The organism is Lancefieldella rimae ATCC 49626, from assembly GCF_000174015.1.
Classification (GTDB): domain Bacteria; phylum Actinomycetota; class Coriobacteriia; order Coriobacteriales; family Atopobiaceae; genus Lancefieldella; species Lancefieldella rimae.
In genome coordinates this window covers 29,275-53,596 of sequence record NZ_ACFE01000004.1, presented here as the reverse complement: position 1 = coordinate 53,596, position 24,322 = coordinate 29,275, and the positions used below count along the sequence as shown (strand labels likewise).

The window sequence follows — 24,322 nt, the reverse complement described above, 5'->3', positions numbered from 1 at the left end:
ATTGCGAAATGTAAGGGGTAATCCTTTATGGAAAAAACATTAGACAGGTGGTTCCACCTAAAAGAGCGTAATACCTCTATAAGGACTGAGGTAATTGCTGGCTTAACAACATTTATTACCGTTGCGTATATCTTGGCGGTCAATCCAAGCGTTCTCTCAGCAGCAGGTATTGATAGCGGTGCGGTTTTTACAGCGACAGCTGTAACTTCGTTTGTCGGTACGTGTCTGATGGCTCTTTTGAGTAATTATCCCTTCATTCTTGCGCCGAGTTTAGGACTTAATGCGTACTTTGCCTATACGGTGGTATTAGGAATGGGTTATAGTTGGCAGATTGCATTAGCGGCGGTTTTCGTAGAAGGTGTCATTTTCCTGCTGCTCTCACTTACCAAGCTGCGTGATTTAATTATCAATGCCATTCCACCCAGCCTTAAGCTTGCTATTACTGCTGGTATTGGCCTTTTTGTTGCTTTGATTGGCTTGAAGGGTGCCGGCATTATCGTTGGTAATGAAGCAACGCTTGTAGGTATGTTTAATTTTCACGACAGCATTGCAAACGGTACTTTCTCGACCGCCGGTATTTCTGCTGTCCTCGCTTTGGTGGGCATTCTCATTACGGCAGTTTTTATGGCTAAGAATGTCAAAGGGAGTATCCTGTTAGGTATTCTTATCACATGGCTTTTAGGCATTATTTGTCAGCTTGCCGGAGTCTATACACCTGATGCAGCTTTGGGTTACGCAAATCTTATTCCGGATTTTTCTCGCGGCCTTGCTATACCGTCAATAGAGCCCACATTCTTAAAATTTGATTTTTCACATATGGGTGAGATTGGGTTTGTGACTGTTGTTTTTGCAATCCTTTTTGCTTCTCTCTTTGACACTATCGGGACTCTTGTAGGAGCTGCTTCTAAAGCTAATCTTCTTGAAGAAGATGGCAGTTTACGTAATGCGCGTGGGGCACTTATGGCTCAGTCTCTTACTACTATGGTCGGAGCTGCATTTGGTATTTCTCCGACTTGTACTTCTGTGGAGTGTGCTGCAGGTATTACAGCCGGTGGTCGGACAGGTCTTTCGTCTTTGGTTGCCGCCATACTCTTTTTGCTTTCACTTCTTCTCTCGCCTTTTTTCCTTGCAATTCCCATGTTTGCTACGGCACCTGCATTGGTCGTAGTGGGCTTTTCGATGATGGGTGCTCTTTTTGGCGTTGATTTTAACGATATGACCGAAGGTATCCCGGCATTTCTCTGTGCCATCTCCATGCCTTTTACGTATAGCATTGCTGAGGGCATATATTTAGGTGTTATTTCATACGTTGTTATCAACGTATTCTTTGGTGCAGAAGGCCGCAAGAAGGTAAGCCCCATGATGTATATCTTGGCCGTTGCTTTCCTCGTTAAATACGTATTCATATAAGAGCACAAGAGGCATGAGGTAGAAAAAAGACATGCACTGAAGAACCGTTAAGGAGGAGTTTATTATGGAAGAGAGAAATACTCGTTCGTTTGTTATAAAAGGTGACGTTTGCTACAACGTATCTCCAACACAATTTGATACGCGCAAGGACGCTTATGTTGTCTGTGTTGACGGAGTTTCGCAAGGTGTGTTTAGCGAGCTTCCCGAGAAATATACGGGATTGCCGCTTATTGACTGCACCGGCAAACTCGTTACTCCTGGCCTTAATGACATCCACGTCCATGCTCCGCAGTATACGTTCCGCGGTATTGCCATGGATCTTGAGTTGCTTGACTGGCTTAATACCTATACCTTCCCTGAGGAGAAAAAGTATAAGGATGTGGAATATGCCTCAGCGGCGTATGATATTTTTACGGATGACCTGAAGCATTCTCCGACTACTCGTGCCGTCATCTTTGCAACGCTGCACGTTCCTGCAACAAAGCTTCTTATGGATAAGCTTGAAGCCACGGGACTTAAAACCTATGTGGGCAAAGTGAATATGGACCGTAACAGTCCGGAATTCCTTTGTGAGGACTCCGCCGAGGCTTCCCTTGTGGCAACGAGGGAGTGGATTGAAGAAACAAAAGGCATATATAACAATACACAGCCTGTCCTTACCCCACGTTTTACGCCAACCTGTAGCGATGAACTTATGAAAGGCCTCGGCGATTTAGTGCAGGAGTATGGTCTGCCGGTTCAGTCTCATCTCTCGGAGAATCTCTCGGAAATCGACTGGGTTAAGGGGCTTTGTCCTTGGTCAACTTGCTACGGCCAGACCTATGAGCATTTTGGTCTTCTCGGTGGCTCAACCAAGACCGTCATGGCGCACTGTGTGTATTCGACCGATGAAGAGATTGCTCTTATGAAACAGGCGGGAACCTATATTGCCCACTGTCCGCAATCTAATATGTTCCTTTCGTCAGGAATTGCGCCTATCAAGAGATATTTGGATGAAGGATTGAATGTTGGACTTGGTACCGACGTTGCCGGTGGAGCAAATCTTTCCATGTTCAGAGCTGTTTCCGATGCCGTAGGTGTTTCTAAGCTGCGTTGGAGGTGTGTGGATCAGAGCTTTGCCCCTCTGACCATTCAAGAAGCATTCTACCTGGCTACCCTGGGCGGAGGTTCCTTCTTTGGCAAGGTTGGTAGCTTTGCTGAAGGATATGAATTCGATGCTCTCGTACTGGATGATAGTGGTATTCGCAGCGTGCGCGAGCTGGATATAGCACAGCGTATCGAACGCTTTGCGTACCTTTCAAGTGAAGGCGGAACCATAACTCAGAAGTATGTGGCGGGTGTCAGGGTTCTGTAAGTTTTATATACGGTTCTGAAAAAACTACCGGTCGCCTGCATTTTTCGACCAATCACCGATACAGCTCCTCTTTTTATAAAGGGGAGCTGTATTGTATCTATAACAGTATTTTAGTTTGCATTACAAACTGTTTGTTTGATTTCGAGAGTTTCCTCGGTTTTTTGCTTCATCAAGTTCGGTATGTTTTTTGAGCTCATATGGCCGTCGTTTGCGATTTCGGTTGTATGTGTAAAAAGCGGTGTATAGAGACATGCATATCAAAACATGTCATTTCGGCGGAGAGGGAGGCGAGAAATACAACCGTCACAGTATAGGGATACATAAAACGAGTAGTTAGGAGGGGTGTGCTCATGAAGGGTAAGATTGAGTCATTTTTTAAATTAAAAGAGCACAATACCAATATTCAAACCGAGGTAATCGCTGGTATTACCACATTTGTTACCATCGCATACATTCTTGTAGTCAACCCGTCAATACTAAGCGCCGGTGGTATGGACAGTGGTGCGGTCTTTACGGCCACGGCGGTTACATCTGCCTTAGGCACGCTCCTTATGGCGCTGTCGACAAATTATCCTTTCATCATTACACCGGGTATGGGATTGAATGCGTTCATGATCTACACGGTTGTTTTGAGCATGGGGTACAGTTGGCAAGTGGCTCTTGCGGCGTTTTTCGTTGAGGGTTTCATTTTCCTCATCATCTCGCTCACCAAGATTCGCGAAGTGGTTCTCGATGCAATTCCGCACAGCTTGAAGCTTGCCATTACTGCCGGTATCGGGCTCTTTATCACTTTCATTGGTCTCAAGAGTGCCGGCATTGTTGTTGACAGTCCTTCTACACTGGTAACCATTTTCCCCTTCCACGGTAGCATGGAGGCCGGTACGTTCTCTACCGGCGGCGTTTCCGCCATCTTGGGGCTTGTGGGTATCGTGATAACGGCACTTCTCATGATCTATAACGTTAAGGGCAACATTTTGCTCGGTATTCTCATTACCTGGGGTCTGGGTCTCATCTGCCAGCTTGCAGGTATTTACGTTCCCGATCCTGCTGCCGGATACGGTAGCCTCATTCCTGATTTTTCTCGCGGCCTTGCCATTCCGTCCATGGCACCTACCTTCCTTAAGATGGATTTCTCGCAGGTATTCAGCGTAGGATTTGCCACCATCGTTATTGCCTATCTGTTTACCAACATCTCCGAGACGTTTGGCGCCCTTGTGGGTTCAGCTACTAAGGTCGGTGTTCTTGACGATAACGGTAAGTTCCCGCGCTTTAAGAACGCTCTTGTGTCGCAGTCCGTTTCCTGCATGACCGCAGCCGCTACCGGTACCTCTGCAACCACTGCCGTCGTTGAGTGTGCTGCCGGCATCGCCGCAGGAGGTAGGACGGGACTCACCTCTTTGGTGACGGCAATCATGTTTGGCATTGCACTGTTCCTCTCGCCAATTTTCTTGGCAATTCCTTCATTTGCAACGGCTCCCGCCTTGGTTATTGTGGGATTTTTGATGATATCTTCGCTTTTAAGCATTGATTTTTCCGATATGTCCGAGGCAATGCCGGCATTTATCTGTCTCTTTACCATCCCGTTTACCTACAGCATTGTTGAGGGCATGGCAACGGGCTTCATTTCATATGTAATCATCAATGCCTTGGGAGGAAAAGAGCGTCGTAAGAAGGTCAGCATTGCCATGTATGTCATTGCACTGCTGTTTATTGTCAAGTACTTCTTTGTATAACCGTTTGTCCGGTTAGGTCTGTTCTGGCAGTTCCATTTGTTTTTCAATATAGGTAGCGATGTTTTTAGCATCACTCATGGTCACACCGAAGGGAGACCGATATGCTTAACAAGTTTTGTAAGATGCCTTTGTGGGAGTGCAACAGGACCCTTATTAGGGTTGCACAGGGACAAGAGCCCGCTGAGCTGGTTATCCGTCATGCTCGCCTGATTAGCGTCACTACGCACGAGATTCTTGAGGATACCGATATCGCTATTGCCTGCGGGCGCGTGGCGTATGTGGGCATTGCCCCCTATACGGCCGAGCATTGCATTGGCGAGAAGACCCGTGTCATTGACGCTCAGGGTTCTCTTGTAGCACCGGGCTTTATGGACGGACACATTCACGTTGAGAGCTCCATGGTCGGAGTGGACGAGTATGCGCGCGCCGTCGTGCCTCATGGCACCACGGGCATCTATTGGGATCCCCACGAGCTTTGCAACGTGACCAGTCTTGAAGGTGTTGCCGAAGTTGCCAAAGTTGCCGCAAAGGTTCCGCTGAAAGCAATGATTACCACGCCTTCTTGTGTCCCGGCCGTTCCAGGCTTTGAGGATACCGGCGCAAGCGTTGATGCCGCGGGTGTTGAGGAAACCATGAGCTGGGACGGTGTGGTCGCTCTCGGAGAGATGATGAACTATCCCGGCATCCTTTCGTGCCAAGACAATGCCATTGAGGAGGTAAACGCAACACTGAAAGCCGGATGTACCGCTACCGGTCACTACAGCGTTTGCGAGACGGACCGCGGGCTCAATGCATATATCGCATCCGGTGTTTCTTCTTGCCACGAGTCCATCAGGGCGGAAGATGTCCTTGCCAAACTGCGCCTGGGCATGTATGCCCAGATCCGTGAGGGCTCCGCATGGCAGAATCTCCATGATCTTGCTCCCGCTGTTACAGACGGCAAGATTGATACGCGTCTGTGCAACCTTGTCTCCGACGACAACCATCCCAACACGCTGGTTTCCGACGGACACCTTGACCGAATCCTGCGCATGGCGGTGCGTGAGGGCATTGATCCCGTTACCGCCATTCAGATGGTTACCATCAACGTTGCCACCTACTTCCAGGTGGGCGAGGACATGGGCTCCGTCACTCCGGGCAAATGTGCCGACCTTGTCTTCCTTGAGGACCTCAAAGACTTCCGTGTAACGCGTACCATCATCGATGGTGAGGTTGTGGCCGAAGACGGTAAAGCTCTCTTTGAGGCGGGCGGCTACGTATATCCTTCATGGATGACGGACACCATGCATGTTTCCGTCAAGATTGACGAGAATACCTTCCACATTCCGGCCGTTGATGCAGACGGTAAGGCTCTTTCAGGCGATTTTGCTACCGTGAGGTCTATGGTAGTGGCCCCCGGCTCCACCATTACCGGCAGCACCGAGGCTCAAGCACCCATTGTTGACGGCTGCCTGACTGCCGATCCGTCGCAGGATCTTCTCAAGACCTTTGTCTTTGAGCGCCATCACGATACCGGTACGTATGCATACGGCTTTGTAAAGGGCTTTGGCATCCATGGTGCCCTTGCTCAAACGGTTGCCCATGACGCGCATAATCTGCTCGTTGTCGGTGACAATGATGCCGATATGGCATTGGCCGCAAAGACGCTCGTTGAGTGCGGCGGCGGTGAAGTTGCCGTGCAGGACGGAAAGATTCTCGGCCTGGTAAAGCTTCCCATCTGCGGTTTGATGAGTCCCGAGCATGTTGAGAAGGTTGCGGCCGATGTTGATAACATTGAGGCGGCATGGGAGAACATGGGCTGCACCATGCCTTCTCCGTTCATGACCATGGGTCTGCTGTCGCTGGCGTGCATTCCAAGCCTGCGCCTTACCAACCGCGGCTATGTGGACACGGATACGTTCCAGTTTGTGCCATTGGTTATTGATAGCGAGGCTTAAGCGGTACGTTTGCTTTAAACTGTTCGTCAAGATTGTGCAAAAGCGGTGTCTGCATTCCAGGCACCGCTTTTGAAATACGTCCTATTCCCAAATGACGACGATGGTGCTGTTATCAAGACGGGCATTACCGTAGGGTTCGTTGCCGGTCTTAACCGTGAAACCCAGCTGTCTGAGCGAACGTACAAACTTTACGGTACGAGCGTTATAGGTGTTGAGAATTCGAGAAACTTGAATGGGCGAGAGGAGCGTCTGCTCGCGACCGTTAATGAGATCGGCAATGGCATCGGCAACTTCGGTGTTACTCTCCGCAACTAAATCGCTGTAAAACGAGTTGCCGCTTCCATCCCCATCTTCGACGCCGGGGGCAATTTTTACCGCAATGGCCGTCTTTCCATAGGTTGCATAGGTACGTATGCGAGCTTCGGTGCGGCCAATAAGATTTTTAATGGCCCAGTTTATGGCAGCGGTGGAAAGTGTGTCGGCTTCGGCGCGACTTCTGCCTGGGATGGCTTTTTTGACAAGTGCCCTTGCTTCAGTAACGTCTATCATCTCTTCTCCTGTCCGGGCAGTTTTTACGGTCACTCTTAGTGTAGCGAATCTTGCGTATTGTAGGCGTATGGTACGTTTGTTGCGCGTGTGCTCAAGTTCAGGTTCTTTTAATGACCGCTTATGCGTTGAAAGCTACCGTTTACGGTTTTTTGATAATCTTTTTTCAATTTCCAAACTATTTGTAAGGTTTGCTCACTATTATTTTGAATAGTCATGGAATTACAAAAGACGTGGGTAATTCCAGGGAGGGGACTTTATGAGTACGTCAGAAGTAGCGGCATCCGAAACCGCCGGTCAAGATTTATCCGCAGCGCTCTTTAGCAGGAGTGGATTTCCGCCGATAAAAGATCTTGTTCCAACATCACTGCAACATGTTTTAGCTTCTTTTGCAGGCGTCATTACGCCTGCAATGATGATTGCGGTAACGTGTGGTTTTACACCGGATCAAGAAACGGCCATCATCCAGGTGGCTCTTATCCTTTCCGGTATTGATATCTTATTGCAGCAATTTCCGCTTTTTGGGCGTATCGGTGCCGGGCTTCCGATTTTGACCGGCGTTTCGTTCGCATTTTTGCCGGCATTTCAAGCGGTCGGACTTCAGTTTAATTTTCCTACGCTCCTTGGCGCCGAGTTGGTAGGCGGTGTTGTCGCCATACTCTTCGGTATGTTTTACTCCAAGGTCAAATGGCTTTTTCCTCCTTTGGTAACGGGTACCGTCATCTTTACCATCGGCGTCTCTCTGTATCCGACGGCCATTAGATATATGGCAGGAGGTGCCGGTTCAGCAAATTTCGGCAGCATCAATAACTGGATAGTGGGACTTCTCACGTTTTCCGTAGTATTTTTCCTTGCAAACTTTGGCAAGGGTGTCTTAAAACTTGGCTCAATCTTCTTTGGAATTATTGCCGGTGTAATTATTTCCATTCCCTTTGGTATGGTGGATGTCTCGGAAGTTCTTTCATCTTCATGGTTCTCTTTTCCAAGGTTTATGCCGTATGAAATCATCTTTAATCCGGCTGCCTGCATGACGCTTGGCGTAGTCTACGTTATGGTAAACGTACAGCTTATCGGTGACCTTTCTGCGGCAACGGCCGGCAGTATGGATCGCATGCCAAATGAGCGGGAGATTGGCGGAGCCATTAAAGCTCAAGGCGTTGTCAGTATTATCTCGTCGTTTTTTGGTGGTCTTCCAACATCGGCCTTTGGTCAAAACGTCGGTATCATCGTTTCAAACCGCGTCATCAATCGTTGGGTTTTTGGCGGAGCTGCCTTCGTATTTCTTGCGGCGGGTCTTTGCCCCAAACTCTCGGCAACGCTTTTAATGATTCCGCAGCCGGTTATCGGCGGAGCTACCATCAGCGTTTTTGGAACGATTACCTTAAACGGTATTCGAATCCTTGTCAAAGATGGATTGACTCCGCGTGCATGCACGGTTTTTGGTATTTCGGTAGCTTTTGGCCTTGGAATTGCGCAGGTTGCAGGGTCCCTTACCGGTCCCGGCATGCCTGCATGGGTGAATACTATCTTTGGCACTTCGGCTATTACACCCTGCGCCATCATGGCCATTATCTTGAACAGTGTTTTGCCACCAGAGAACAAAGAAATGCCTGATGAGAAGAACCTTCGTCCGCTCGCGTACAATGATATGGAAGATGGCGAAGTGCGCTAGGTATGTAATGCTCGTAAAGAATAGGGGAGAGAGAAAGGGGTTTGTACTATGCAGCCAAAGATGAAGTGGGTATGCAACAAAATGCCTCAAAGCGAGGACAAGAACCTTGAGGTAATGTCGCTTGAGAATATCAAAAAAGCTCGTGCATTCCATAAGAGCTTTCCGCAGTATTCGGTGACACCTCTGGCTAACCTTGAAGGTATGGCCGCAGATCTTGGTTTGGGCGGTCTGTTCATAAAAGACGAATCGTATCGTTTTGGCCTGAACGCCTTTAAAGTGCTTGGCGGCTCTTTTGCAATGGCGCGCTACATTGCCGATGAGACGGGCAAAGATGTTGCGGAATGTGACTTTAACTACCTCACCTCAGAGCAGCTCCAAAAAGATTTTGGTCAGGCAACTTTCTTTACCGCAACTGACGGCAACCATGGTCGCGGCGTTGCATGGGCGGCTCATCGCCTGGGTCAAAAAGCCGTAGTCCATATGCCCAAGGGCTCTACCAAGACGCGCTTTGACAACATTGCAAAAGAGGGCGCTCAGGTTACCATCGAAGAACTCAACTATGATGACTGTGTGCGCCTTGCTGCAAAAGAAGCGGAAGAAACCGAACATGCCGTTATCGTTCAGGATACTGCATGGGACGGATATGAAAAAATCCCATCCTGGATTATGCAGGGTTACGGCACCATGGCCAACGAAGCCGCAGAGCAGCTCCGTGAACTTGAAGTAAATCGTCCAACCCATGTTTTTGTACAGGCCGGCGTTGGTTCTCTTGCTTCGGCCATGGTTGGCTATTTTACGAACCTTTTCCCGTCAAATCCGCCAAAATTTATCATTATGGAAGCCGGCGCTGCGGATTGTCTCTATCAAGGAGCTCTTGCGGGCGATGGCTCACCTCGTATCGTTGGAGGAGATCTTCAAACCATTATGGCTGGCCTTGCATGCGGAGAGCCTAATACTATTGGTTGGGATATTCTCCGCAACCACGCAACGGCCTTTATTTCGTGTCCGGATTGGGTGTCTGCGAAGGGTATGCGTATGCTTGCGGCTCCTGTTGCGGGCGATCCGAAAGTCATATCAGGCGAGTCCGGCGCCGTCGGTATGGGCGTTATTGCAACGCTTATGGGTGATCCTGCGTATGAAGAACTCCGTAGTGCGCTTGAGCTTGACAAAGATTCCAAGGTTCTTCTGTTCTCAACCGAAGGCGACACTGATCCGCTACGGTATCGTGAGATTGTATGGGATGGTGCGTGGCAGTCAACGGATGAGGTTCGCTAATCTCTGCGTTGCGTAGTGTTTATCGCACGGAACCATCGTTTACACAGAATTACCGTGGGTACAGTCCATTTGCCGCTTGAAAGGTGCCGCTTGCCGAGAAAACAAGAAGTTTGCTCTTTCTCTCTTGCAATACCGGCCACAAGTGCTTTAATTGATGGTACCAAACAAAAAGTTTGGTAAGCAGAAAAAAGGTTTGTAACACGAGGACAGATGTATAAACAGCTCATGTATCTCTGTGAACGCACATCTGCTTTTAAGACGAGTTGGGTACTGAAGGAAGTGAAGATCCCAGCTTCACTCCAAGAATAAAGGAGGATGTATGAAGGATTTGGATTACGGTGCAATTAAGGATGCGGCCAACAAGTATTCAAAGGATATGACTGCATTTTTGCGCGCCATGATTTCACACCCTAGTGAATCTTCAGAAGAGGGCGAGGTTGTTGCCTGTATTAAAGCAGAGATGGAGAAGCTCGGCTTTGATGAGGTTAAGGTTGACGGCCTTGGCAACGTTATGGGCTTCATGGGCACGGGCGATAAGATCATCGCTATTGATGGCCACATTGATACCGTCGGAATTGGTAATCGTGATAACTGGAACTTCGATCCCTATGAGGGCTTTGAGGACGACCAGCTCATTGGTGGACGCGGTGGCTCCGACCAAGAGGGTGGCGTGTGCGCCGGTGTGTATGCCGCCAAGATCATGAAGGATATGAACCTCATTCCTGAGGGCTATAAGGTTATGGTCGTTGGTACCGTTCAGGAAGAGGACTGCGACGGCATGTGCTGGCAGTACATCTACAATGTCGATAAAATCAAGCCTGAGTTTGTTATTTCAACCGAGCCTACCGATGGCGGCATTTATCGTGGTCATCGTGGTCGCATGGAGATCCGCGTTGACGTTAAGGGTATCTCTTGCCATGGTTCTGCTCCTGAGCGTGGTGACAACGCTATCTACAAGATGGCTGACATCATTAACGACGTTCGAGCACTTAACAACAACGGTGCTGAGGAATCCACTGCCATTCGTGGTCTCGCAAAGATGCTTGATCCCAAGTACAACCCTGACCACTACGAGGATGCCCGTTTCCTTGGTCGTGGTACCTGCACCGTTTCTCAGATCTACTTCACCAGTCCTTCTCGCTGCGCCGTCGCAGACTCCTGCTCCATCTCCATTGACCGTCGTATGACCGCCGGTGAGACCTACAAGAGCTGCCTCAAGGAGATTGAAGAGCTTCCGTCTGTCAAGAAGTATGGCGACGACGTCAAGGTCTCCATGTATATGTATGACCGTCCTTCCTGGACCGGCGAGGTCTATGAGACTGAGGCATACTTCCCAACGTGGATCAACAAAGAGTCCGCACCACACGTTAAGGCTCTTGTTGATGCTCACAAGGCACTCTTTGGCGATGAGCGCATTGGTTGCGAGAAGTCCATGGCAACCCGCACCGGTCGTCCTCTGTGCGACAAGTGGACATTCTCCACAAACTGCGTCTCCATCCAGGGTCGTTATGGTATTCCTTGCGTTGGCTTTGGACCAGGCGCTGAGTCTCAGGCACACGCTCCCAACGAGATTACGTTCAAGCAGGATCTTCCTACCTGCGCGGCTCTCTATGTTGCAGCTCTGAATCTCTACGATGGCTCTGCCGTTACCGGCGATGCCACTGAGTTCCGCGCCAGCTTGACCGATAACGATATCAAGTAAGCTACCCCCCCTCATACGCATCGGCGGCTCCAACCCACTCCTCACATACATTGGAGCCGCCCGATGTAGAGTTTTCCGGCGAGAAGCACCTCTGATTTCAAAGCACTGAATCTCAAAGCACGTACTTCTCACCGTTTGTTCAAGTAGACGTCCCATCTGGGACTGGTAATTTCAACGAGAGGATCTACTATGGCCGACACCATCCAGCCGTATCTTGACGAGCTTGCAAAGCTTGACTTTTCCAAGATGTATAACGAGGACTTCCTTTTGACGTGGGAGAAGTCAACCGATGAGCTGAGGGCACTCTATGCAGTTGCCGATGCACTGCGCAATCTTCGCGAGCGCAATATTTCCACCCGTCTTTTTGAGTCAGGTCTTGCCGTTTCGCTCTTCCGTGACAACTCAACTCGCACGCGTTTTTCCTATGCATCGGGCTCTAACCTTCTTGGTCTCCAGCTGATGGATTTGGACGAGGGCAAGTCTCAGATTGCTCACGGTGAGACCGTCCGCGAGACCGCAACGATGATCTCCTTTATGGCTGACGTCATCGGCATTCGCGACGATAAGTTTATTGGCAAGGGCGACGCCTATATGCGTGAGGTATCTGCCTCCGTTAAGCAGGCTTTTGAAGACGGCGTTTTGGATCATCGTCCAACGCTGGTATCCCTTCAGTCCGATATGGATCATCCCACTCAGTCCACGGCCGACATCCTCTATCTTATCAATGAGTTTGGTGGCCTTGAGAATCTTCGTGGTAAGAAAGTTGCCGTTACGTGGGCATATTCTCCTTCTTACGGCAAGCCGCTCTCTTGCCCGCAGTCCCTCATCACCCTTCTTCCTCGCTTTGGTATGGACGTTACCCTAGCACACCCCGAGGGCTACGATCTCATGCCGGAGCTTGTGGATGTGGCCGGCAAGTTTGCCACCGAGTCCGGGGCAACTTTCAAGAAGACGCACAACATGGCAGAGGCCTTCGAGGGCGCTGACATCGTCATCCCTAAGAGCTGGGCTCCGTATGCCGCCATGGAGAAGCGTACCAATCTCTATGCCGCCGGCGATGATGCAGGCATTGATGCTCTGGAGAAGGACCTTCTCGCCGAAAACGCCACTCACAAGGATTGGTGCTGCACGGCCGATCTTATGGCAAAGACGGCTCATGGTATGGATACCATCTATATGCACCCGCTGCCTGCAGACATCAACGGTGTTTCTTGCGAGCACGGCGAGGTTGCTAATGAGGTCTTTGATTACCATCGCGACGGTCTTTACAAAGAGGCTTCTTACAAGCCATACGCTATTGCTGCAATGATTTTCTTGCAGAAGGCAAAGGATCCCATTGCTACACTTAAGGCACTTGAACAGGGCAACACCCCGCGCTGGTTCCAGGCGTAATTAGAGTTTCACATATCTGAAAGGAGGCCATGCTATGACACGTATCGGGTGCATAGTCATGGCCTCCGGTGCGTCTCGGCGCTTTGGCTCAAACAAGCTTATGGCAGAGCTGGACGGCAAGCCCCTTATCCGGCGCGTTATTGAAACGGCTCAAGCCGCGGGCTTGGATCCCATCGTGGCAAGCGTTGATGACGCGTTTCACGCTCCGGTGATCTCTCTGTGTCGGCAGCTTGGCGTGCGCCTTGCACTCCATACCGGCACACTTCAAAGCGATACCGTTCGCTGCGGGATGCAAGAGGCAAACGTTGACGCTGCGGCCGGAAAGCCGTGGTCGGGAGCGGTGTTTCTTCAGGGCGATCAGCCACTTTTGCGTCCTGCAAGCCTGAGGGCACTTCTCGCCAGCTTTGAGGCAGCGCCGGATAAAGTTTCGCGTTTGGCATGGCACAGGACGCCGGGAAGCCCCGTGGTATTTCCCGCCGTCCTGTTCGATGCTTTGCGCAAGGTTAAAGGAGATACGGGAGGCTCGGGCGTGCTTGCAGTACACCCGGAGTATCAAGCGTCAGCGGTGCTTGTTGAGGCAACGTGTGCTGAGGAGCTCATGGACGTTGACACCCCCGCCGAACTTGAACGCCTTGCTCTGGCTACAAAAACATCGGTATCTATAAGCGGTTTAACGACCGAGAGATTGGGAGTTGACTGATGAACGTAATAAAGAACGGCTTTCTTGTGTTGCCCGAAGGCGTCTTCTGCGGAGACTTAGTGCTGGATGGCGAGAAGATCGTCCAGGTGGGAGGTACATACGAGGCGAGCGCAGATGACAGTGTTATCGATGTCACCGGTAAATACGTATTCCCTGGTTTTATCGATGCTCATACGCACATGCAATGCTGGACGGGCATGGATTGGACGGCCGACAGCTTTGAGACGGGAACGCGCGCCGCTGCCTGCGGAGGAACCACCACGATTGTGGACTATGCTACGCAGGACAAGGGCATGACGCTGACCGAAGCGCTTGATGAGTGGCACCGGCGCGCCGACGGTACCTGTACCGCCAACTATGCATTCCACATGGCCATTGCCGATTGGAACGAGCAGGCCAAGGTCGATATGCAGGTTATGCGTGATGCCGGAGTTATGTCATTCAAGACCTACTTTGCCTACGATCATCTGCGCTTGGATGACGCTCAGACGCTTGAGGTACTTGAGCGTATCCGCGATATTGACGGTGTTTTGTGCGTCCATTGTGAAAACGGAACTCTTGTCAACGAGATGCAGCGGCGCATGATAGCGGCAGGCATTACCGGCCCCGAAGGCCATCCCATGAGCCGTCCGGCTGCCTGTGAGGCAGAGGCTATTTCTCGTCTGTGTTATCTAGCGGAGCTTGCCGATGCCCGTATCAATATCGTGCATCTGTCCAGTGCTCTTGGACTTGAGGCGGTTCGTGCGGCTAAGGCACGTGGAAAAGTAAAGATGGATGTTGAGACTTGTCCGCAGTATCTGTTGTTGGACGATTCACATTATCTTGAGAGTGACTTTGAGGGTGCCAAGTACGTTATGAGTCCGCCTTTACGCAAGCCACATGACATTGAGGTTTTGCGTCGGGCCGTATGTGATGGTGAGATTGATACCATTGCTACCGATCATTGTAGTTTTAATCTTCATGGTCAGAAAGACCGTGGCATTGATGATTTCACTCACATTCCCAATGGCGGTCCTGGTGTAGAACATCGACCCGGTCTTATCATGACCTCGTTTGAGAATCGCTTGGGTGCTCAAGACTTTGCCCGTCTCATGAGTGAAGGACCTGCGCGCGTCTTTGGAATGTATCCACGCAAAGGTGTCTTGCGTGTTGGCTCAGATGCCGACGTGACGGTATGGGATCCAAGTGTGACGTGGACCATTAGCGAGAAGAACCAACATCAAAATGTTGACTATACGCCTTATGAAGGCTTTGAGATTCATGGACGTCCAGCATATGTTTTTGTAAACGGAGAGCTGGTAGTGGTTGATGGTGAGCCTACTGGTGTAAAACCGGGCGCATACGTCAAACGTTAGAGGATGGGCAAAGCTGATGATGATTCGCACCATGAGCATCGACGATTATGACGCGGTGTATACGCTTTGGATGTCCTGTAAGAACATGGGCTTCAATAATCTGGATGATTCCAGGGAAGGTATTAATCGTTTTTTGCTGCGTAATCCGAATACTGTTTTCGTAGCGGAAGAAGCAGATGCGCTTGTGGGAGTCATACTTTCGGGACATGACGGGCGAAGAGGCTATATTTATCACATGGCTGTGGCTGAAGCATATAGAAGACAGGGGATTGCTGAGGAGCTATTGAAACATAGCCTCAAGGCTCTGGAGGCAGAAGGCATTTATAAGGTGGCATTACTCGTCTTTAATCGCAACGATATCGGAAATGCTTTCTGGGAGAAACAGGGCTTTACCGTTAGGAAGGATATTACTTACCGGAATAAAGCTCTTGCAGAGTTTATCAGAACCGATACCTGAGACAGTGAAGCTGAGATTCCGAAGTTAATGTAAGGTTTGTACGTTGCTCAAGCGCATTCGTGTTTGAGCGGAAAGAAGGAGAATTTTATGACAAAGAAAGCAATCGTTACCGACAAGGCACCTGCAGCAGTTGGACCCTATTCTGCGGCTGTTTCTGCAAACGGATCCATTAACGTATCCGGTCAGCTTCCGGTTGACCCCGCAACCGGTGAGTTCGCCGGTGAGGACATTCGTTCCCAGACACGTCAGAGCCTTACCAACATTCAAAACATCCTTGAGGCAGCCGGTGCTTCCATGGCTGACGTTGTTGAGACTACGGTTTTGCTTTCCGACATCAACGAGTTTGGTGCCATGAACGAGGTCTATGCTGAGTTCTTTGCTGAGCCCTATCCTGCACGCGCAGCATTTCAGGTGGTAGCGCTTCCCAAGGGTGCCAAGGTTGAGATTAAGGCCGTTGCCCGTATCTAGGTTTGCGTTTCCATATCCGAGCAATAGGGGACTTTGGAGCGGGTTTCAGTGAGAAATTCCGCTCCAAAGCTTATTCAAGGCCTTAGCCTGTTGAGCGCGAGCAACGCACGAAACATAAAGCTACCTGCTATGTGGGTGGCTTTGGTTTTTGCGCGAGATATCTGGAACTCTTTGATTGCTTTAGTACTGCCAAGTTGGTGCCGTCGGAATGGTGCTGCCAAGAGGGTGCTGCCAGAAATGCGCCAAGTTGGGTCGTCATAATGGCGCTGCCGGAACAGCGCTGCCAAACTTGCAGCAAGTTGAGCACGATTAACCATACTTGCAGCAAGTATGGTTAATATATACCAAACTTGCAGTAAGTATGGCAATCCAAGCCATACTTGGCGCATTTTTGGCAGCACTAGGCAGTATGATCATGCTCGTAAGGTTTTCTCGCTTTATTGTCGGATCGTTGAAATTGCGCATCAACAGCTGTCTGCAAATCCGCAGGTAGGCGTTTTGCTTTCGTGGTGGTTTTCTTGTGACGTAGGCAATTGGTATCAAACTGGGTGTTTAGTGGTGATTTGATTCACCACTAAACGCTCAAATCAAAGAAAAACCACCACTAAACACACGTTTTGCTTCCAAAAACCACCCGTAAACGGTTGTGTCCCGAAAAGTGGTGTAAGAAAGCACCTCAGTGATGTAAAAGAAGTGCGGTTAATGGTATTGCACGAACACTGCTTGAAGATGTGGTAAATATCGTAATGGTCGAGCAAGTAGAAGAGCTTGAAGCAGGACATATCACCAAGCGTACAACTGTTATTGCTATAGCCACAAATACAGAAGCTAAAAGACAGAACCAAACCTTGTACGCACAGGCTTTGAGCATCTCTGTGAGGTGTATGAAAAGATAGATCCAAAAGGCGCAGTTGTGTTGTTGGCGTATTTCCTTCCAAGCAAGCAATGCTTCGTCTTATAGGAGGTGGCATAATGTAGGCTAGAAGGTAGTAAGGAAATGGCCCTTACACCACTTTTTGGGACGTGACTGAATTTTGTAGAGATGAGAAAAATGTAATGGCAACATATTCAACTTAAATTGAAATAATATAAAATTACGAGGAGATTATAAGATGAGCAATTATATAAAATTAAATCAAGATAGATGGAATAATGTAAAAAATGACTATACCGAGCCATTGACACATGAGTAATTAGAAGAAGTTAGAAATAATCCAATTTCTGTTGCATTAACTGTTGGGAAAAAAGTTCCAAAAGAATGGTTTGAAAAAGCCAACGGAAAAAAGATATTAGGTTTAGCTTGTGGTGGTGGACAGCAGGGTCCAGTTTTTGCCATAAAAGGCTATGACGTAACCATAATGGATTTTTCTAAATCACAATTACAAAGAGATGATATGGTTGCTAAAAGAGAAGGCTTAAAAATCAATACAGTTCAAAGCGATATGACAAAACCATTTCCATTTGAAAATGAAACTTTTGATATTGTTTTTAATCCGGTTTCAAATGTATATATAGAAGATTTAGAAAACATGTATAAAGAAGCCTCTCGAGTATTAAAAAGGGGCGGACTGTTAATGGTTGGATTTATGAATCCTTGGATATACATGTATGATGCTGACATTGTATGGGACAAACCCGATGAGGAATTACTTTTAAAGTTTTCAATACCTTTTAATTCAAGAGAGCTTGAAGAGGAAGGCAAAATAACCATAAATCCAGAATATGGATACGAATTTAGCCATACCTTAGAAACTCAGATTAGAGGCCAACTTAAAAATGGTCTCGCTATGATTGATTTTTATGAATCATGTGATAAAAGGCATAGGCTGTCACAATATGGAAATGACTATATAGCTACACTTTGCATTAAACTATAATGTTATAGAACATACTTCAGGAGAATAGCCCATTTTATTTTCCGTAAGGGTTAAAATCTAAATCTCAGTTTTTCGAAGTAAAACAATTAAATAAAATTATAGAGAGGAAGTAAAAGCAAATAGCTGATACTTCCTTTTTTGTTGTCAAAATTCAAAAAACGGAAAAGAGAATTTACGGAAGAACTAAAAACACCGGCAAAAAAGGCATTAGTACAAAGAGAAAGATTGGAAAGTCCACCTATGAGGTTGTTGTTCATTTCAATGAAAATGCAACTGAAACAATGCAAGATAAACTTACAAGGATAATGCTGAGGGAGCTTAGGAGAAAATCGGACGAAAAAAGATGATTTTGATTAAAAGGTCCTTGACAAGTAGCAACAGGCATTACAGCCTTTGATATTTTGGCAAGTCCTTGTTTAGCTATCTCTTTCTTGGTGTTGTACGTATTTGCGTGTTTCAGATCGGATCCATTTCTTACCAAATATAAATGCGATTAAGAGCGGAAAAACCAAAAGAGGCAGCACCAGAATAGAACCAACCAGAGCCAGTCCTTTGTAGGTATGGTTGTTCTCTGCAAATCCATTGACCGTATCCGCCAGCCAGAGAAACAGCGCTCCATCATTAATCTGAAATAACGCAACGCACTCAATAACCAGCAAAAGGGAAAATATCAATGCTATTCTCAAGGATGCTTTCTTGGATATTTCTACTTTCTTTTCAAGACCAATCGTTTTTGATTCCGGGACATCGCGGAACCATTTCTCTGCTCTTTCTTCTGGTGTCATGTGCTGCTCCTGTTAATTTGCAGTACCTTTTATTGGCTTGATTATAGAGTATATAGTCAGATTTTAGCGCAATCTTTCCCATTCTTGCCTTGTTATGCAGGTAATATGCTCTGTTCTCAGTAGTCCTTCGATTGCACAGGGAACGTTATTTGCTGTGTGGTGATAGATAAAGCCACATTTTTCCTGGACACGCTTTGACTTGATGTTGCCGTCAAAATATCCACACCAGAGTCGCTGGAGTCCCAAGTCTTCAAATCCATGTTGCATTATTTTACGAGTGGCTTCGGGAATGAGCCCTTGTCCCCAAAAAGGAACTCCTATCCAATAGCCGATTTCCCCCTCGGTATCAGGGATTCCTATGTTGCTGGCAGATCCAATCATAAGTCCAATACTACCTACCGGATGGCTGAGTTCTTTTAAAACTACCGCATACGTTTCTGGTGCAGAGAGTATATTCTCGATTATCTCGCGACTGTTTTCGACACTGGTATGAGGACTCCATCCTGCAATGGGTCCAACGTCAGGGTGACTGGCATATTGGAATAAGTATTCTGCATCAGCTAATTCCCATGGGCGAAGTATAAGCCGTTCTGTTTCAAAGATCACACTACGTCCTTAATTTTTCGGATGTCTTACCTTATCGGATTTCTGACTATAACATTTTTGCTAGGGAGATAATGATAGGTATTTAATACAGCGTAAGGTTCTTAAAGAATTTAATGACCACTAGCTGATATTTTTAAGCCATTGACAGAATTGTCTGGTAATTGAAAATCAAATCATGAAATAATCTGAATAGCTATCCTTTTGTAATTTTATGGTTATGGGAGGTTAGTATGAGGGAGAAGGTCCACAGAGCTATTTTCCTTTTCGTTATAGCTGCTGGCTTTTTGTTCTGGCAGGTATATGCCCCTTGCTATGCCTCTGAGATCGTCCCTAATCCGGATGAGGCGGTAAACGAACATATAAGGGAGTTTCTTTCAAAGATAAATGAAGAAGGAAAACAATTTTTGTTTCCTGATGAGGCCGATGAGATCAATCTTGACAATGTCATTATAGGTAAAGGGTACAAGACCTATAGTTTCAAAAACGGAAAGCTTACCGATACCGGATTTGTAGACTATCCCATCTACTCCAATGGAAAACTTTTTGCCCTTTATATGACAGGATATGACAAAGATGGATCAAAGCTATCTGATCAGTTTTCATCAATTGAGGGTAGGGCTTACTATGGAGAAGACATTGATTACTCAGATATAACCATTGTGACGGATTTTTACTCGCATGATTGGTATGTTATTTCAGGTTCGTATATTTGGCATTATGAGCATATAACTCTTATAGAAAAAACTAGTAGAGATGAAATTAAAGACTCTAATGAGGCTCTTATAAACTCTCTTGTTACACAAGGGAAGATATCAGAGCCAGAAGAAGACACTTTGTTTGACCGGATTTATAAATTTTGCTCTTGGTGTGTAGGTGGTCTTATACAAGGAGCTTGCGCTTCGTAGAGGAATGAGCTGCCAAGTTCTTAATTACTTAGGTTGCGTGATGACTATGAACAAGAAACGTAAATGGCTACCTCTAAAGATTATCTCTATAGTTCTGTTTCTTGCCGTCGCGGTTCTTCTTGCATGGAATGCATTTGCTACGCCCTACCCATGGGCAATTGACTCACTTCAGCAAAAAGCGGTAAAGCAGGCTACACAAGAGGCCATCAATACTGCCCGTCAGGAAGGAGATGCAGGAAAGCCTTACCTGAAAGACATCGACTATATGAAGCTCACGCTTGGTAGTTGCTATATAGGAGTAAAACCAGAAACCCGGAACAACCTTATTTGGGAGATTCGATATAGAGATAAACCTGTGGGATATGTCATGCAAGATCTCGGAACTTTAAGGTTCTCCGCTCTTGCCGGCAATTACGAGTCCTTCAAACTCGTGGATTTGGAGGAAATTTCTCTTGACGACTACAAAAAAGTGAAAGACAGCTCTGTAGAACTTGGACCTTTTGAATGGAAACTTCCCTTCGGTTGGGTAACGGTCGATGGATGTAAAGCGTACCGACAAATCAACGGCTACCTTTTTTTACATGGGCTAGGAATAGTTGATGACCACTATTATGAGTTCGATGAGAATGGATATCTCATAAAAGCGATAGGCTCGGCACTGGATTCAGAAACCGAAAATTAAGTGATCCCGCAACAGTTCTATATGTTGTTCACGATCATTCCGGATGCGTAACGTAGAATCTGGATACCTGCGGATATCCGTGTGTGGATGAGTTGCGTCAATTGAGTTACATAAACGCAATAGTATGTGGACTCATATAAAGCGAGCAAGAAGAAATCTGTAGTGCAGGAAGCTCAGGTAAACGTGCAAGGTTACATCCTGACCCCATATACGCAATAAGAATCAACACAAGGCCAATTGCGATAAAAATGCCACCGAACAGCGAGAGCAGTCTTTTCGAATGTCTCTCTGACCATGGCGTTGTATTTGTTCGCCCCGTAGAGACATCGTTCTTCTCGGCAGGAACTTGTGCAAAGAAATGAGCAATCCACTTTGCATAGTATCGTGCGCCTTGTACGAGAGAATGCATTATGCGAGCTACTATCGGTATTACCAGTATTGAAATACCTCCTATAAGTAGAAACACACCGGCAGAAAGTGCACCGGAAAGGAACATGTCGTGCAGAAATCCCACTACAAGTGCCGGGATACTCATTACTCCGCAGAAAAGACCACAGGCAACTGCAAAGCATAATGAAATAACAAGTGCCCAAATCACAAAATAAATGCTCAATGCCGTAAGTGCGAGGGCAAACGTAAGGGGTATCCAGACAATGGCGCCTATGACGAGAAGTACGATAGTTATGGACATAAGTACCGAATCAGAGCGGATACGCTGAGTTGCGCGTAGAAACGCAGGCATACTCTCCAGTGCTGATTGAACCGCATCATCAATGCTTCCCATGGCTGCCACGGCTTTTTCCTCGGACATACCGTCTTCCATGCGGTCGCGTATTGCCTCGTCGTAATAGGCAAGAGCATCATCAATGCTGATTTTGGGAACATGCTTTTTCTTAAGGTTTGCGCGAAGTTCGGCAAGAAACTCATCCTTTTTCATGACGATGCTCCTTCTTTAATGTAGGAGAGAATGTCTGTAATGGAGGCCTCATCAGCGGTAAATCGTGAGAGCTCTAAGCGTCCCGTGTCAGTAATCGAATAATATTTGCGGAGACGACCGTTGTGCTCACGTGTGTATTCGGAAAGGAAATGTTGCTTAGCAAGACGTTTCAAAATGGGATAGAGCGTTGACTCGGAAAGCTCAAGTGACGCAGGGGCATCCCGGATGATTTGATACCCGTAGGAATCTTTGCGGGCTATGGCTGCGAGGACGCAGATATCAAGAAATCCACGCTTCAGCTGTGCATCCACAATACGTCTCCTTCAATATACTATGCGATACATAGTATATATTACTCACGCATACTATGCAATACACAGTATGAAAAATACAGTATGAACTTGCCATCTTTGTAGGTGTTGTAATATTCCTATAGCGCTATGTGTGAAAATAGTATGTATGAAAGACAGTCCGGTGGCGGACAAAGGAGATACGAGTTGAACTTCCGTGAAGACGATGCCGATACACAGAACAATACCGACGTGCAAAAAGCAATGGACTCGCTTGATCACGATTTGCTGACAGGCGAGACGCTGGACGTTGGAGATAAAGTTACGCGTCGGCTCTCACAAGAGCAAGCCACCCTGCCCCATCCCGCTGCAAAATCGTTAGGACCCATACAGAGCAAGCAAGAAATCGCAGCGGAAGCGGTCAAGAAAACCACCAATAACCAGCTGTTTATTGTTGCAGTAACCGCAATCGTTGCGCTTGTGGTGTGCGTGATACTCATAGCGTTTCATCCGTGGACATCAAACCAACAGGCGCAATCCGTACAGCCCACCCAAACCGAGACTGTTAAAAAAGAGCCGGTGAAGGTAGAGGTTCCTCTCGCCAGCAAAGACGTCTCCGAGTATGACTACGAGGAAGCTCAAAAGAAATTTGAGCATGCGGGCTTTACAAACATCACAACCAAAAAGGACGAGGACCTCAAGATTGGCCTGCTCAATCACGAGAACCAGGTCAAAGAAATCACCATTGACGGCGATAAAAAGTTTTCGGTAGGCGAGAAGTACAACGAAGATGCGCCGGTAGTTATCACCTATCACGCATTTCCGCAAAAGTCGAATTAAAAAGCGAGCCCGCAACAACGGGCGTGTTGTCGTCCCGCAAACGGAGCTCCTTTGTAAAGTCTCTTGCCAGAGCGAGGTTTTTCTCGCAATCGGCTTGATTGGCGAGAATAACGTCCGCTTGTACGGCTCCTGAAACGTGTTCTGCGGCAATGACCATAGCAATGCGAGCCGGTGTAGCGAGATCGTCCGGCGAGCAGCCTGCGCGGTCGCAGAAAATCTCACTGCGGTGAACTGTTTGGTTGACGGGTAGCCCAAAGCCGGAAAGTCCGACGACTTGAATGGTGAGCCGGCTACCTTCGGGAATGACGGGCTCATGTGGGGAGTGAGCCTTCAGGGGCAGCCGTTTTGATCCGTCGGCTTCCACAAATACGTAGTCGGCAACCGACGCCAGCTCTTGGGCACAAAGCGCTGAGGGTCCCAATTTGTGCTTCTCGCCTGAAAAGGTTCCGACGCAGATGACGCGGTGTGTTGTCAAAGCGTCTTTCATCTCAGAGAGCGTGGGGTTTTCCAAAAGAGGCATATTCGGGAACGGAAGGATGTGCGTTGACGTGGTTAAAACGACCGTTCCCCGAACTTCTTGGGAAAGTTTTGAGAGCAGCGTGGTCTTGCCTCCACTGCCGACAACTGAGGTAACTCCCGGTAAAACGCCCAGCACTTCATAACAGTTCATGTGGTTGCCTAACTAAAAGTTTTTTATTAGCGATATACTTATTTTATTGCAAAAAGCACTCACATTGCCCGCTATACGTAGGCAGAATGTGCAATTTTAAGAGGGGGATTGCAATGAAAATTGATGCGCGCAACCTAACGTGTCCCAAGCCGGTTATCCTGACGCTTGAAGCGTTGCCAAAACTGGCACAGGGAGAAGTGCTTGAAGTGGTGATAAACGATACCGTTGCTCTCGGTAACCTTACGCGCTTGGCTGACGAGAAGAACTGTGAGCTTACCACGACAAAAGACGGCGAAGACACCGTTATGACTTTTACCCCTCACGAAGCAGTCGCGGCAAGTGCGTCCGCAGCTACCGAGGCTTCGTTCTTTTGCAATATTCCCGATCGTTCCGCTACGGTTGTTGCGGTTGATGCTGAGTTTATGGGTCGCGGTGATGATGAGCTTGGGCATATTTTAATGAAAGGCCTCATCTATGCTCTTGCGCACCAAGAGAGCGTTCCTGAGACCATGCTGTTTTACAACGGCGGTGCTCATCTGACGTGTGAGGGTTCGGAGTCGCTTGAGGATATCAAAGAGCTTGAATCGCGCGGCACCAAGATTTTAACCTGCGGTACCTGTCTTGATTTTTATGGCATTAAAGACAAGCTGGCGGTGGGTGAAGTTACCAACCTCTACGCCATTGCCGAGATTATCTCAAAGCAGCCGGGTGTAATGGTGCTGTAAGGCG

The 24,322-nt window shown here is 47.8% G+C and carries 24 protein-coding genes; 18 read left to right on the top strand and 6 right to left on the bottom strand.

What is annotated here, in order from left to right:
* The first annotated feature begins 27 nt into the window (after positions 1–27).
* The 4 genes from ATORI0001_RS06370 (at position 28) to ade (ending at position 6,434) form a co-directional block, all read left to right on the top strand.
* A complete protein-coding gene (locus ATORI0001_RS06370) occupies positions 28–1,410 on the top strand; it encodes an NCS2 family permease (protein WP_003150167.1) in 1,383 nt (460 codons plus the stop codon).
* A gap of 64 nt (positions 1,411–1,474) precedes the next feature.
* Positions 1,475–2,764, top strand: coding sequence for an amidohydrolase family protein (locus ATORI0001_RS06365; protein WP_003150284.1), 1,290 nt, complete (start codon positions 1,475–1,477; stop codon positions 2,762–2,764).
* Between the two features lie 350 nt (positions 2,765–3,114).
* On the top strand, positions 3,115–4,497 hold the full coding sequence (locus tag ATORI0001_RS06360) for an NCS2 family permease (RefSeq protein WP_003150150.1): 1,383 nt from the start codon (positions 3,115–3,117) through the stop codon (positions 4,495–4,497).
* 101 nt (positions 4,498–4,598) lie between these two features.
* Positions 4,599–6,434 (top strand): adenine deaminase, encoded by a 1,836-nt coding sequence (gene ade, locus ATORI0001_RS06355; protein WP_003150371.1) that lies wholly within the window; start codon positions 4,599–4,601, stop codon positions 6,432–6,434.
* Between the two features lie 81 nt (positions 6,435–6,515).
* On the opposite strand, the gene ATORI0001_RS06350 is transcribed toward ade, so the two are convergent.
* Positions 6,516–6,983 (bottom strand): hypothetical protein, encoded by a 468-nt coding sequence (locus ATORI0001_RS06350; protein WP_003150329.1) that lies wholly within the window; start codon positions 6,981–6,983, stop codon positions 6,516–6,518.
* A 256-nt stretch (positions 6,984–7,239) separates the two neighbouring features.
* On the opposite strand from ATORI0001_RS06350, the gene ATORI0001_RS06345 reads away from it, so the two are divergent.
* The 10 genes from ATORI0001_RS06345 (at position 7,240) to ATORI0001_RS08110 (ending at position 18,225) form a co-directional block, all read left to right on the top strand.
* A complete protein-coding gene (locus ATORI0001_RS06345) occupies positions 7,240–8,652 on the top strand; it encodes a uracil-xanthine permease family protein (protein ID WP_003150428.1) in 1,413 nt (470 codons plus the stop codon).
* Between the two features lie 48 nt (positions 8,653–8,700).
* Positions 8,701–9,927 carry a diaminopropionate ammonia-lyase gene (gene dpaL / locus ATORI0001_RS06340; protein WP_003150323.1) on the top strand — a complete coding sequence of 409 codons (1,227 nt, stop codon included), beginning with the start codon at positions 8,701–8,703 and terminating at the stop codon, positions 9,925–9,927.
* 319 nt (positions 9,928–10,246) lie between these two features.
* Positions 10,247–11,629: a YgeY family selenium metabolism-linked hydrolase gene (locus ATORI0001_RS06335; RefSeq protein ID WP_003150325.1), complete on the top strand. Its 1,383-nt coding sequence runs from the start codon at positions 10,247–10,249 to the stop codon at positions 11,627–11,629.
* A gap of 189 nt (positions 11,630–11,818) precedes the next feature.
* A complete protein-coding gene (ygeW, locus tag ATORI0001_RS06330; protein WP_003150433.1) occupies positions 11,819–13,021 on the top strand; it encodes a knotted carbamoyltransferase YgeW in 1,203 nt (400 codons plus the stop codon).
* A 34-nt stretch (positions 13,022–13,055) separates the two neighbouring features.
* Positions 13,056–13,721: a nucleotidyltransferase family protein gene (locus ATORI0001_RS06325; protein WP_003150309.1), complete on the top strand. Its 666-nt coding sequence runs from the start codon at positions 13,056–13,058 to the stop codon at positions 13,719–13,721.
* Positions 13,721–15,076 (top strand): dihydropyrimidinase, encoded by a 1,356-nt coding sequence (gene hydA / locus ATORI0001_RS06320; RefSeq protein ID WP_003150142.1) that lies wholly within the window; start codon positions 13,721–13,723, stop codon positions 15,074–15,076. Before ATORI0001_RS06325 ends, hydA begins: the two co-directional genes overlap by 1 nt.
* 16 nt (positions 15,077–15,092) lie before the next feature.
* Entirely contained in the window at positions 15,093–15,533 is a 441-nt protein-coding gene (locus ATORI0001_RS06315; protein WP_003150153.1) for a GNAT family N-acetyltransferase, read from the top strand.
* Between the two features lie 87 nt (positions 15,534–15,620).
* Entirely contained in the window at positions 15,621–16,001 is a 381-nt protein-coding gene (locus ATORI0001_RS06310; protein WP_003150292.1) for a RidA family protein, read from the top strand.
* Between the two features lie 1,217 nt (positions 16,002–17,218).
* The gene (locus ATORI0001_RS06305) at positions 17,219–17,878 is read left to right on the top strand and encodes a class I SAM-dependent methyltransferase (RefSeq protein ID WP_202814002.1); all 660 of its coding nucleotides are present in this window, start codon (positions 17,219–17,221) and stop codon (positions 17,876–17,878) included.
* Between the two features lie 119 nt (positions 17,879–17,997).
* Entirely contained in the window at positions 17,998–18,225 is a 228-nt protein-coding gene (locus ATORI0001_RS08110; RefSeq protein WP_202814001.1) for a transposon-encoded TnpW family protein, read from the top strand.
* Between the two features lie 69 nt (positions 18,226–18,294).
* Here ATORI0001_RS08110 and ATORI0001_RS06300 read toward each other — a convergent pair whose 3' ends face one another.
* Complete coding sequence (locus ATORI0001_RS06300; protein ID WP_003150256.1) at positions 18,295–18,663, bottom strand: hypothetical protein; 369 nt, start codon at positions 18,661–18,663, stop codon at positions 18,295–18,297.
* Positions 18,664–18,726: 63 nt separating this feature from the next.
* Positions 18,727–19,269, bottom strand: a complete 543-nt coding sequence (locus ATORI0001_RS06295; RefSeq protein WP_003150405.1) for a GNAT family N-acetyltransferase — start codon at positions 19,267–19,269, stop codon at positions 18,727–18,729.
* Between the two features lie 230 nt (positions 19,270–19,499).
* Here ATORI0001_RS06295 and ATORI0001_RS06290 point away from each other — a divergent pair, with 230 nt between their 5' ends.
* Together ATORI0001_RS06290 and ATORI0001_RS06285 are read left to right on the top strand one after the other, a co-directional pair.
* Positions 19,500–20,174, top strand: a complete 675-nt coding sequence (locus ATORI0001_RS06290; RefSeq protein WP_003150151.1) for a hypothetical protein — start codon at positions 19,500–19,502, stop codon at positions 20,172–20,174.
* Between the two features lie 40 nt (positions 20,175–20,214).
* Positions 20,215–20,856 carry a hypothetical protein gene (locus tag ATORI0001_RS06285; protein ID WP_003150298.1) on the top strand — a complete coding sequence of 214 codons (642 nt, stop codon included), beginning with the start codon at positions 20,215–20,217 and terminating at the stop codon, positions 20,854–20,856.
* A 106-nt stretch (positions 20,857–20,962) separates the two neighbouring features.
* Here the strand turns inward: ATORI0001_RS06285 and ATORI0001_RS06280 are convergent, their stop codons facing one another.
* Positions 20,963–21,793: a DUF1700 domain-containing protein gene (locus ATORI0001_RS06280; RefSeq protein ID WP_003150152.1), complete on the bottom strand. Its 831-nt coding sequence runs from the start codon at positions 21,791–21,793 to the stop codon at positions 20,963–20,965.
* Positions 21,790–22,104, bottom strand: coding sequence for a PadR family transcriptional regulator (locus ATORI0001_RS06275; RefSeq protein ID WP_003150320.1), 315 nt, complete (start codon positions 22,102–22,104; stop codon positions 21,790–21,792). Before ATORI0001_RS06275 ends, ATORI0001_RS06280 begins: the two co-directional genes overlap by 4 nt.
* Before the next feature lie 144 nt (positions 22,105–22,248).
* Here ATORI0001_RS06275 and ATORI0001_RS06270 point away from each other — a divergent pair, with 144 nt between their 5' ends.
* Positions 22,249–22,923, top strand: coding sequence for a hypothetical protein (locus tag ATORI0001_RS06270; RefSeq protein WP_237755907.1), 675 nt, complete (start codon positions 22,249–22,251; stop codon positions 22,921–22,923).
* Here the strand turns inward: ATORI0001_RS06270 and yqeC are convergent.
* On the bottom strand, positions 22,889–23,593 hold the full coding sequence (gene yqeC, locus ATORI0001_RS06265; RefSeq protein WP_003150207.1) for a selenium cofactor biosynthesis protein YqeC: 705 nt from the start codon (positions 23,591–23,593) through the stop codon (positions 22,889–22,891). The genes ATORI0001_RS06270 and yqeC overlap by 35 nt on opposite strands.
* 113 nt (positions 23,594–23,706) lie before the next feature.
* On the opposite strand from yqeC, the gene yedF reads away from it, so the two are divergent.
* Entirely contained in the window at positions 23,707–24,318 is a 612-nt protein-coding gene (yedF, locus tag ATORI0001_RS06260) for a sulfurtransferase-like selenium metabolism protein YedF (RefSeq protein ID WP_003150251.1), read from the top strand.
* Positions 24,319–24,322 lie beyond the last annotated feature (4 nt).

What these genes read in the sequence shown, in the direction of transcription:
- ATORI0001_RS06300 (WP_003150256.1), bottom strand. Translation starts at nt 18,663, where the DNA reads ATGACACCAGAAGAAAGAGCAGAGAAATGGTTCCGCGATGTCCCGGAA.
- hydA (WP_003150142.1), top strand. Translation starts at nt 13,721, where the DNA reads ATGAACGTAATAAAGAACGGCTTTCTTGTGTTGCCCGAAGGCGTCTTC.
- ATORI0001_RS06270 (WP_237755907.1), top strand. Translation starts at nt 22,249, where the DNA reads ATGTATGAAAGACAGTCCGGTGGCGGACAAAGGAGATACGAGTTGAAC.
- yqeC (WP_003150207.1), bottom strand. Translation starts at nt 23,593, where the DNA reads ATGAACTGTTATGAAGTGCTGGGCGTTTTACCGGGAGTTACCTCAGTT.
- ATORI0001_RS06290 (WP_003150151.1), top strand. Translation starts at nt 19,500, where the DNA reads ATGAGGGAGAAGGTCCACAGAGCTATTTTCCTTTTCGTTATAGCTGCT.
- ATORI0001_RS06310 (WP_003150292.1), top strand. Translation starts at nt 15,621, where the DNA reads ATGACAAAGAAAGCAATCGTTACCGACAAGGCACCTGCAGCAGTTGGA.
- ATORI0001_RS06350 (WP_003150329.1), bottom strand. Translation starts at nt 6,983, where the DNA reads ATGATAGACGTTACTGAAGCAAGGGCACTTGTCAAAAAAGCCATCCCA.
- ATORI0001_RS06345 (WP_003150428.1), top strand. Translation starts at nt 7,240, where the DNA reads ATGAGTACGTCAGAAGTAGCGGCATCCGAAACCGCCGGTCAAGATTTA.
- ATORI0001_RS06315 (WP_003150153.1), top strand. Translation starts at nt 15,093, where the DNA reads ATGATGATTCGCACCATGAGCATCGACGATTATGACGCGGTGTATACG.
- ATORI0001_RS06280 (WP_003150152.1), bottom strand. Translation starts at nt 21,793, where the DNA reads ATGAAAAAGGATGAGTTTCTTGCCGAACTTCGCGCAAACCTTAAGAAA.
- ade (WP_003150371.1), top strand. Translation starts at nt 4,599, where the DNA reads ATGCTTAACAAGTTTTGTAAGATGCCTTTGTGGGAGTGCAACAGGACC.
- dpaL (WP_003150323.1), top strand. Translation starts at nt 8,701, where the DNA reads ATGCAGCCAAAGATGAAGTGGGTATGCAACAAAATGCCTCAAAGCGAG.
- ATORI0001_RS06285 (WP_003150298.1), top strand. Translation starts at nt 20,215, where the DNA reads ATGACTATGAACAAGAAACGTAAATGGCTACCTCTAAAGATTATCTCT.
- ATORI0001_RS06325 (WP_003150309.1), top strand. Translation starts at nt 13,056, where the DNA reads ATGACACGTATCGGGTGCATAGTCATGGCCTCCGGTGCGTCTCGGCGC.
- ATORI0001_RS06360 (WP_003150150.1), top strand. Translation starts at nt 3,115, where the DNA reads ATGAAGGGTAAGATTGAGTCATTTTTTAAATTAAAAGAGCACAATACC.
- yedF (WP_003150251.1), top strand. Translation starts at nt 23,707, where the DNA reads ATGAAAATTGATGCGCGCAACCTAACGTGTCCCAAGCCGGTTATCCTG.
- ATORI0001_RS06370 (WP_003150167.1), top strand. Translation starts at nt 28, where the DNA reads ATGGAAAAAACATTAGACAGGTGGTTCCACCTAAAAGAGCGTAATACC.
- ygeW (WP_003150433.1), top strand. Translation starts at nt 11,819, where the DNA reads ATGGCCGACACCATCCAGCCGTATCTTGACGAGCTTGCAAAGCTTGAC.
- ATORI0001_RS06365 (WP_003150284.1), top strand. Translation starts at nt 1,475, where the DNA reads ATGGAAGAGAGAAATACTCGTTCGTTTGTTATAAAAGGTGACGTTTGC.
- ATORI0001_RS06335 (WP_003150325.1), top strand. Translation starts at nt 10,247, where the DNA reads ATGAAGGATTTGGATTACGGTGCAATTAAGGATGCGGCCAACAAGTAT.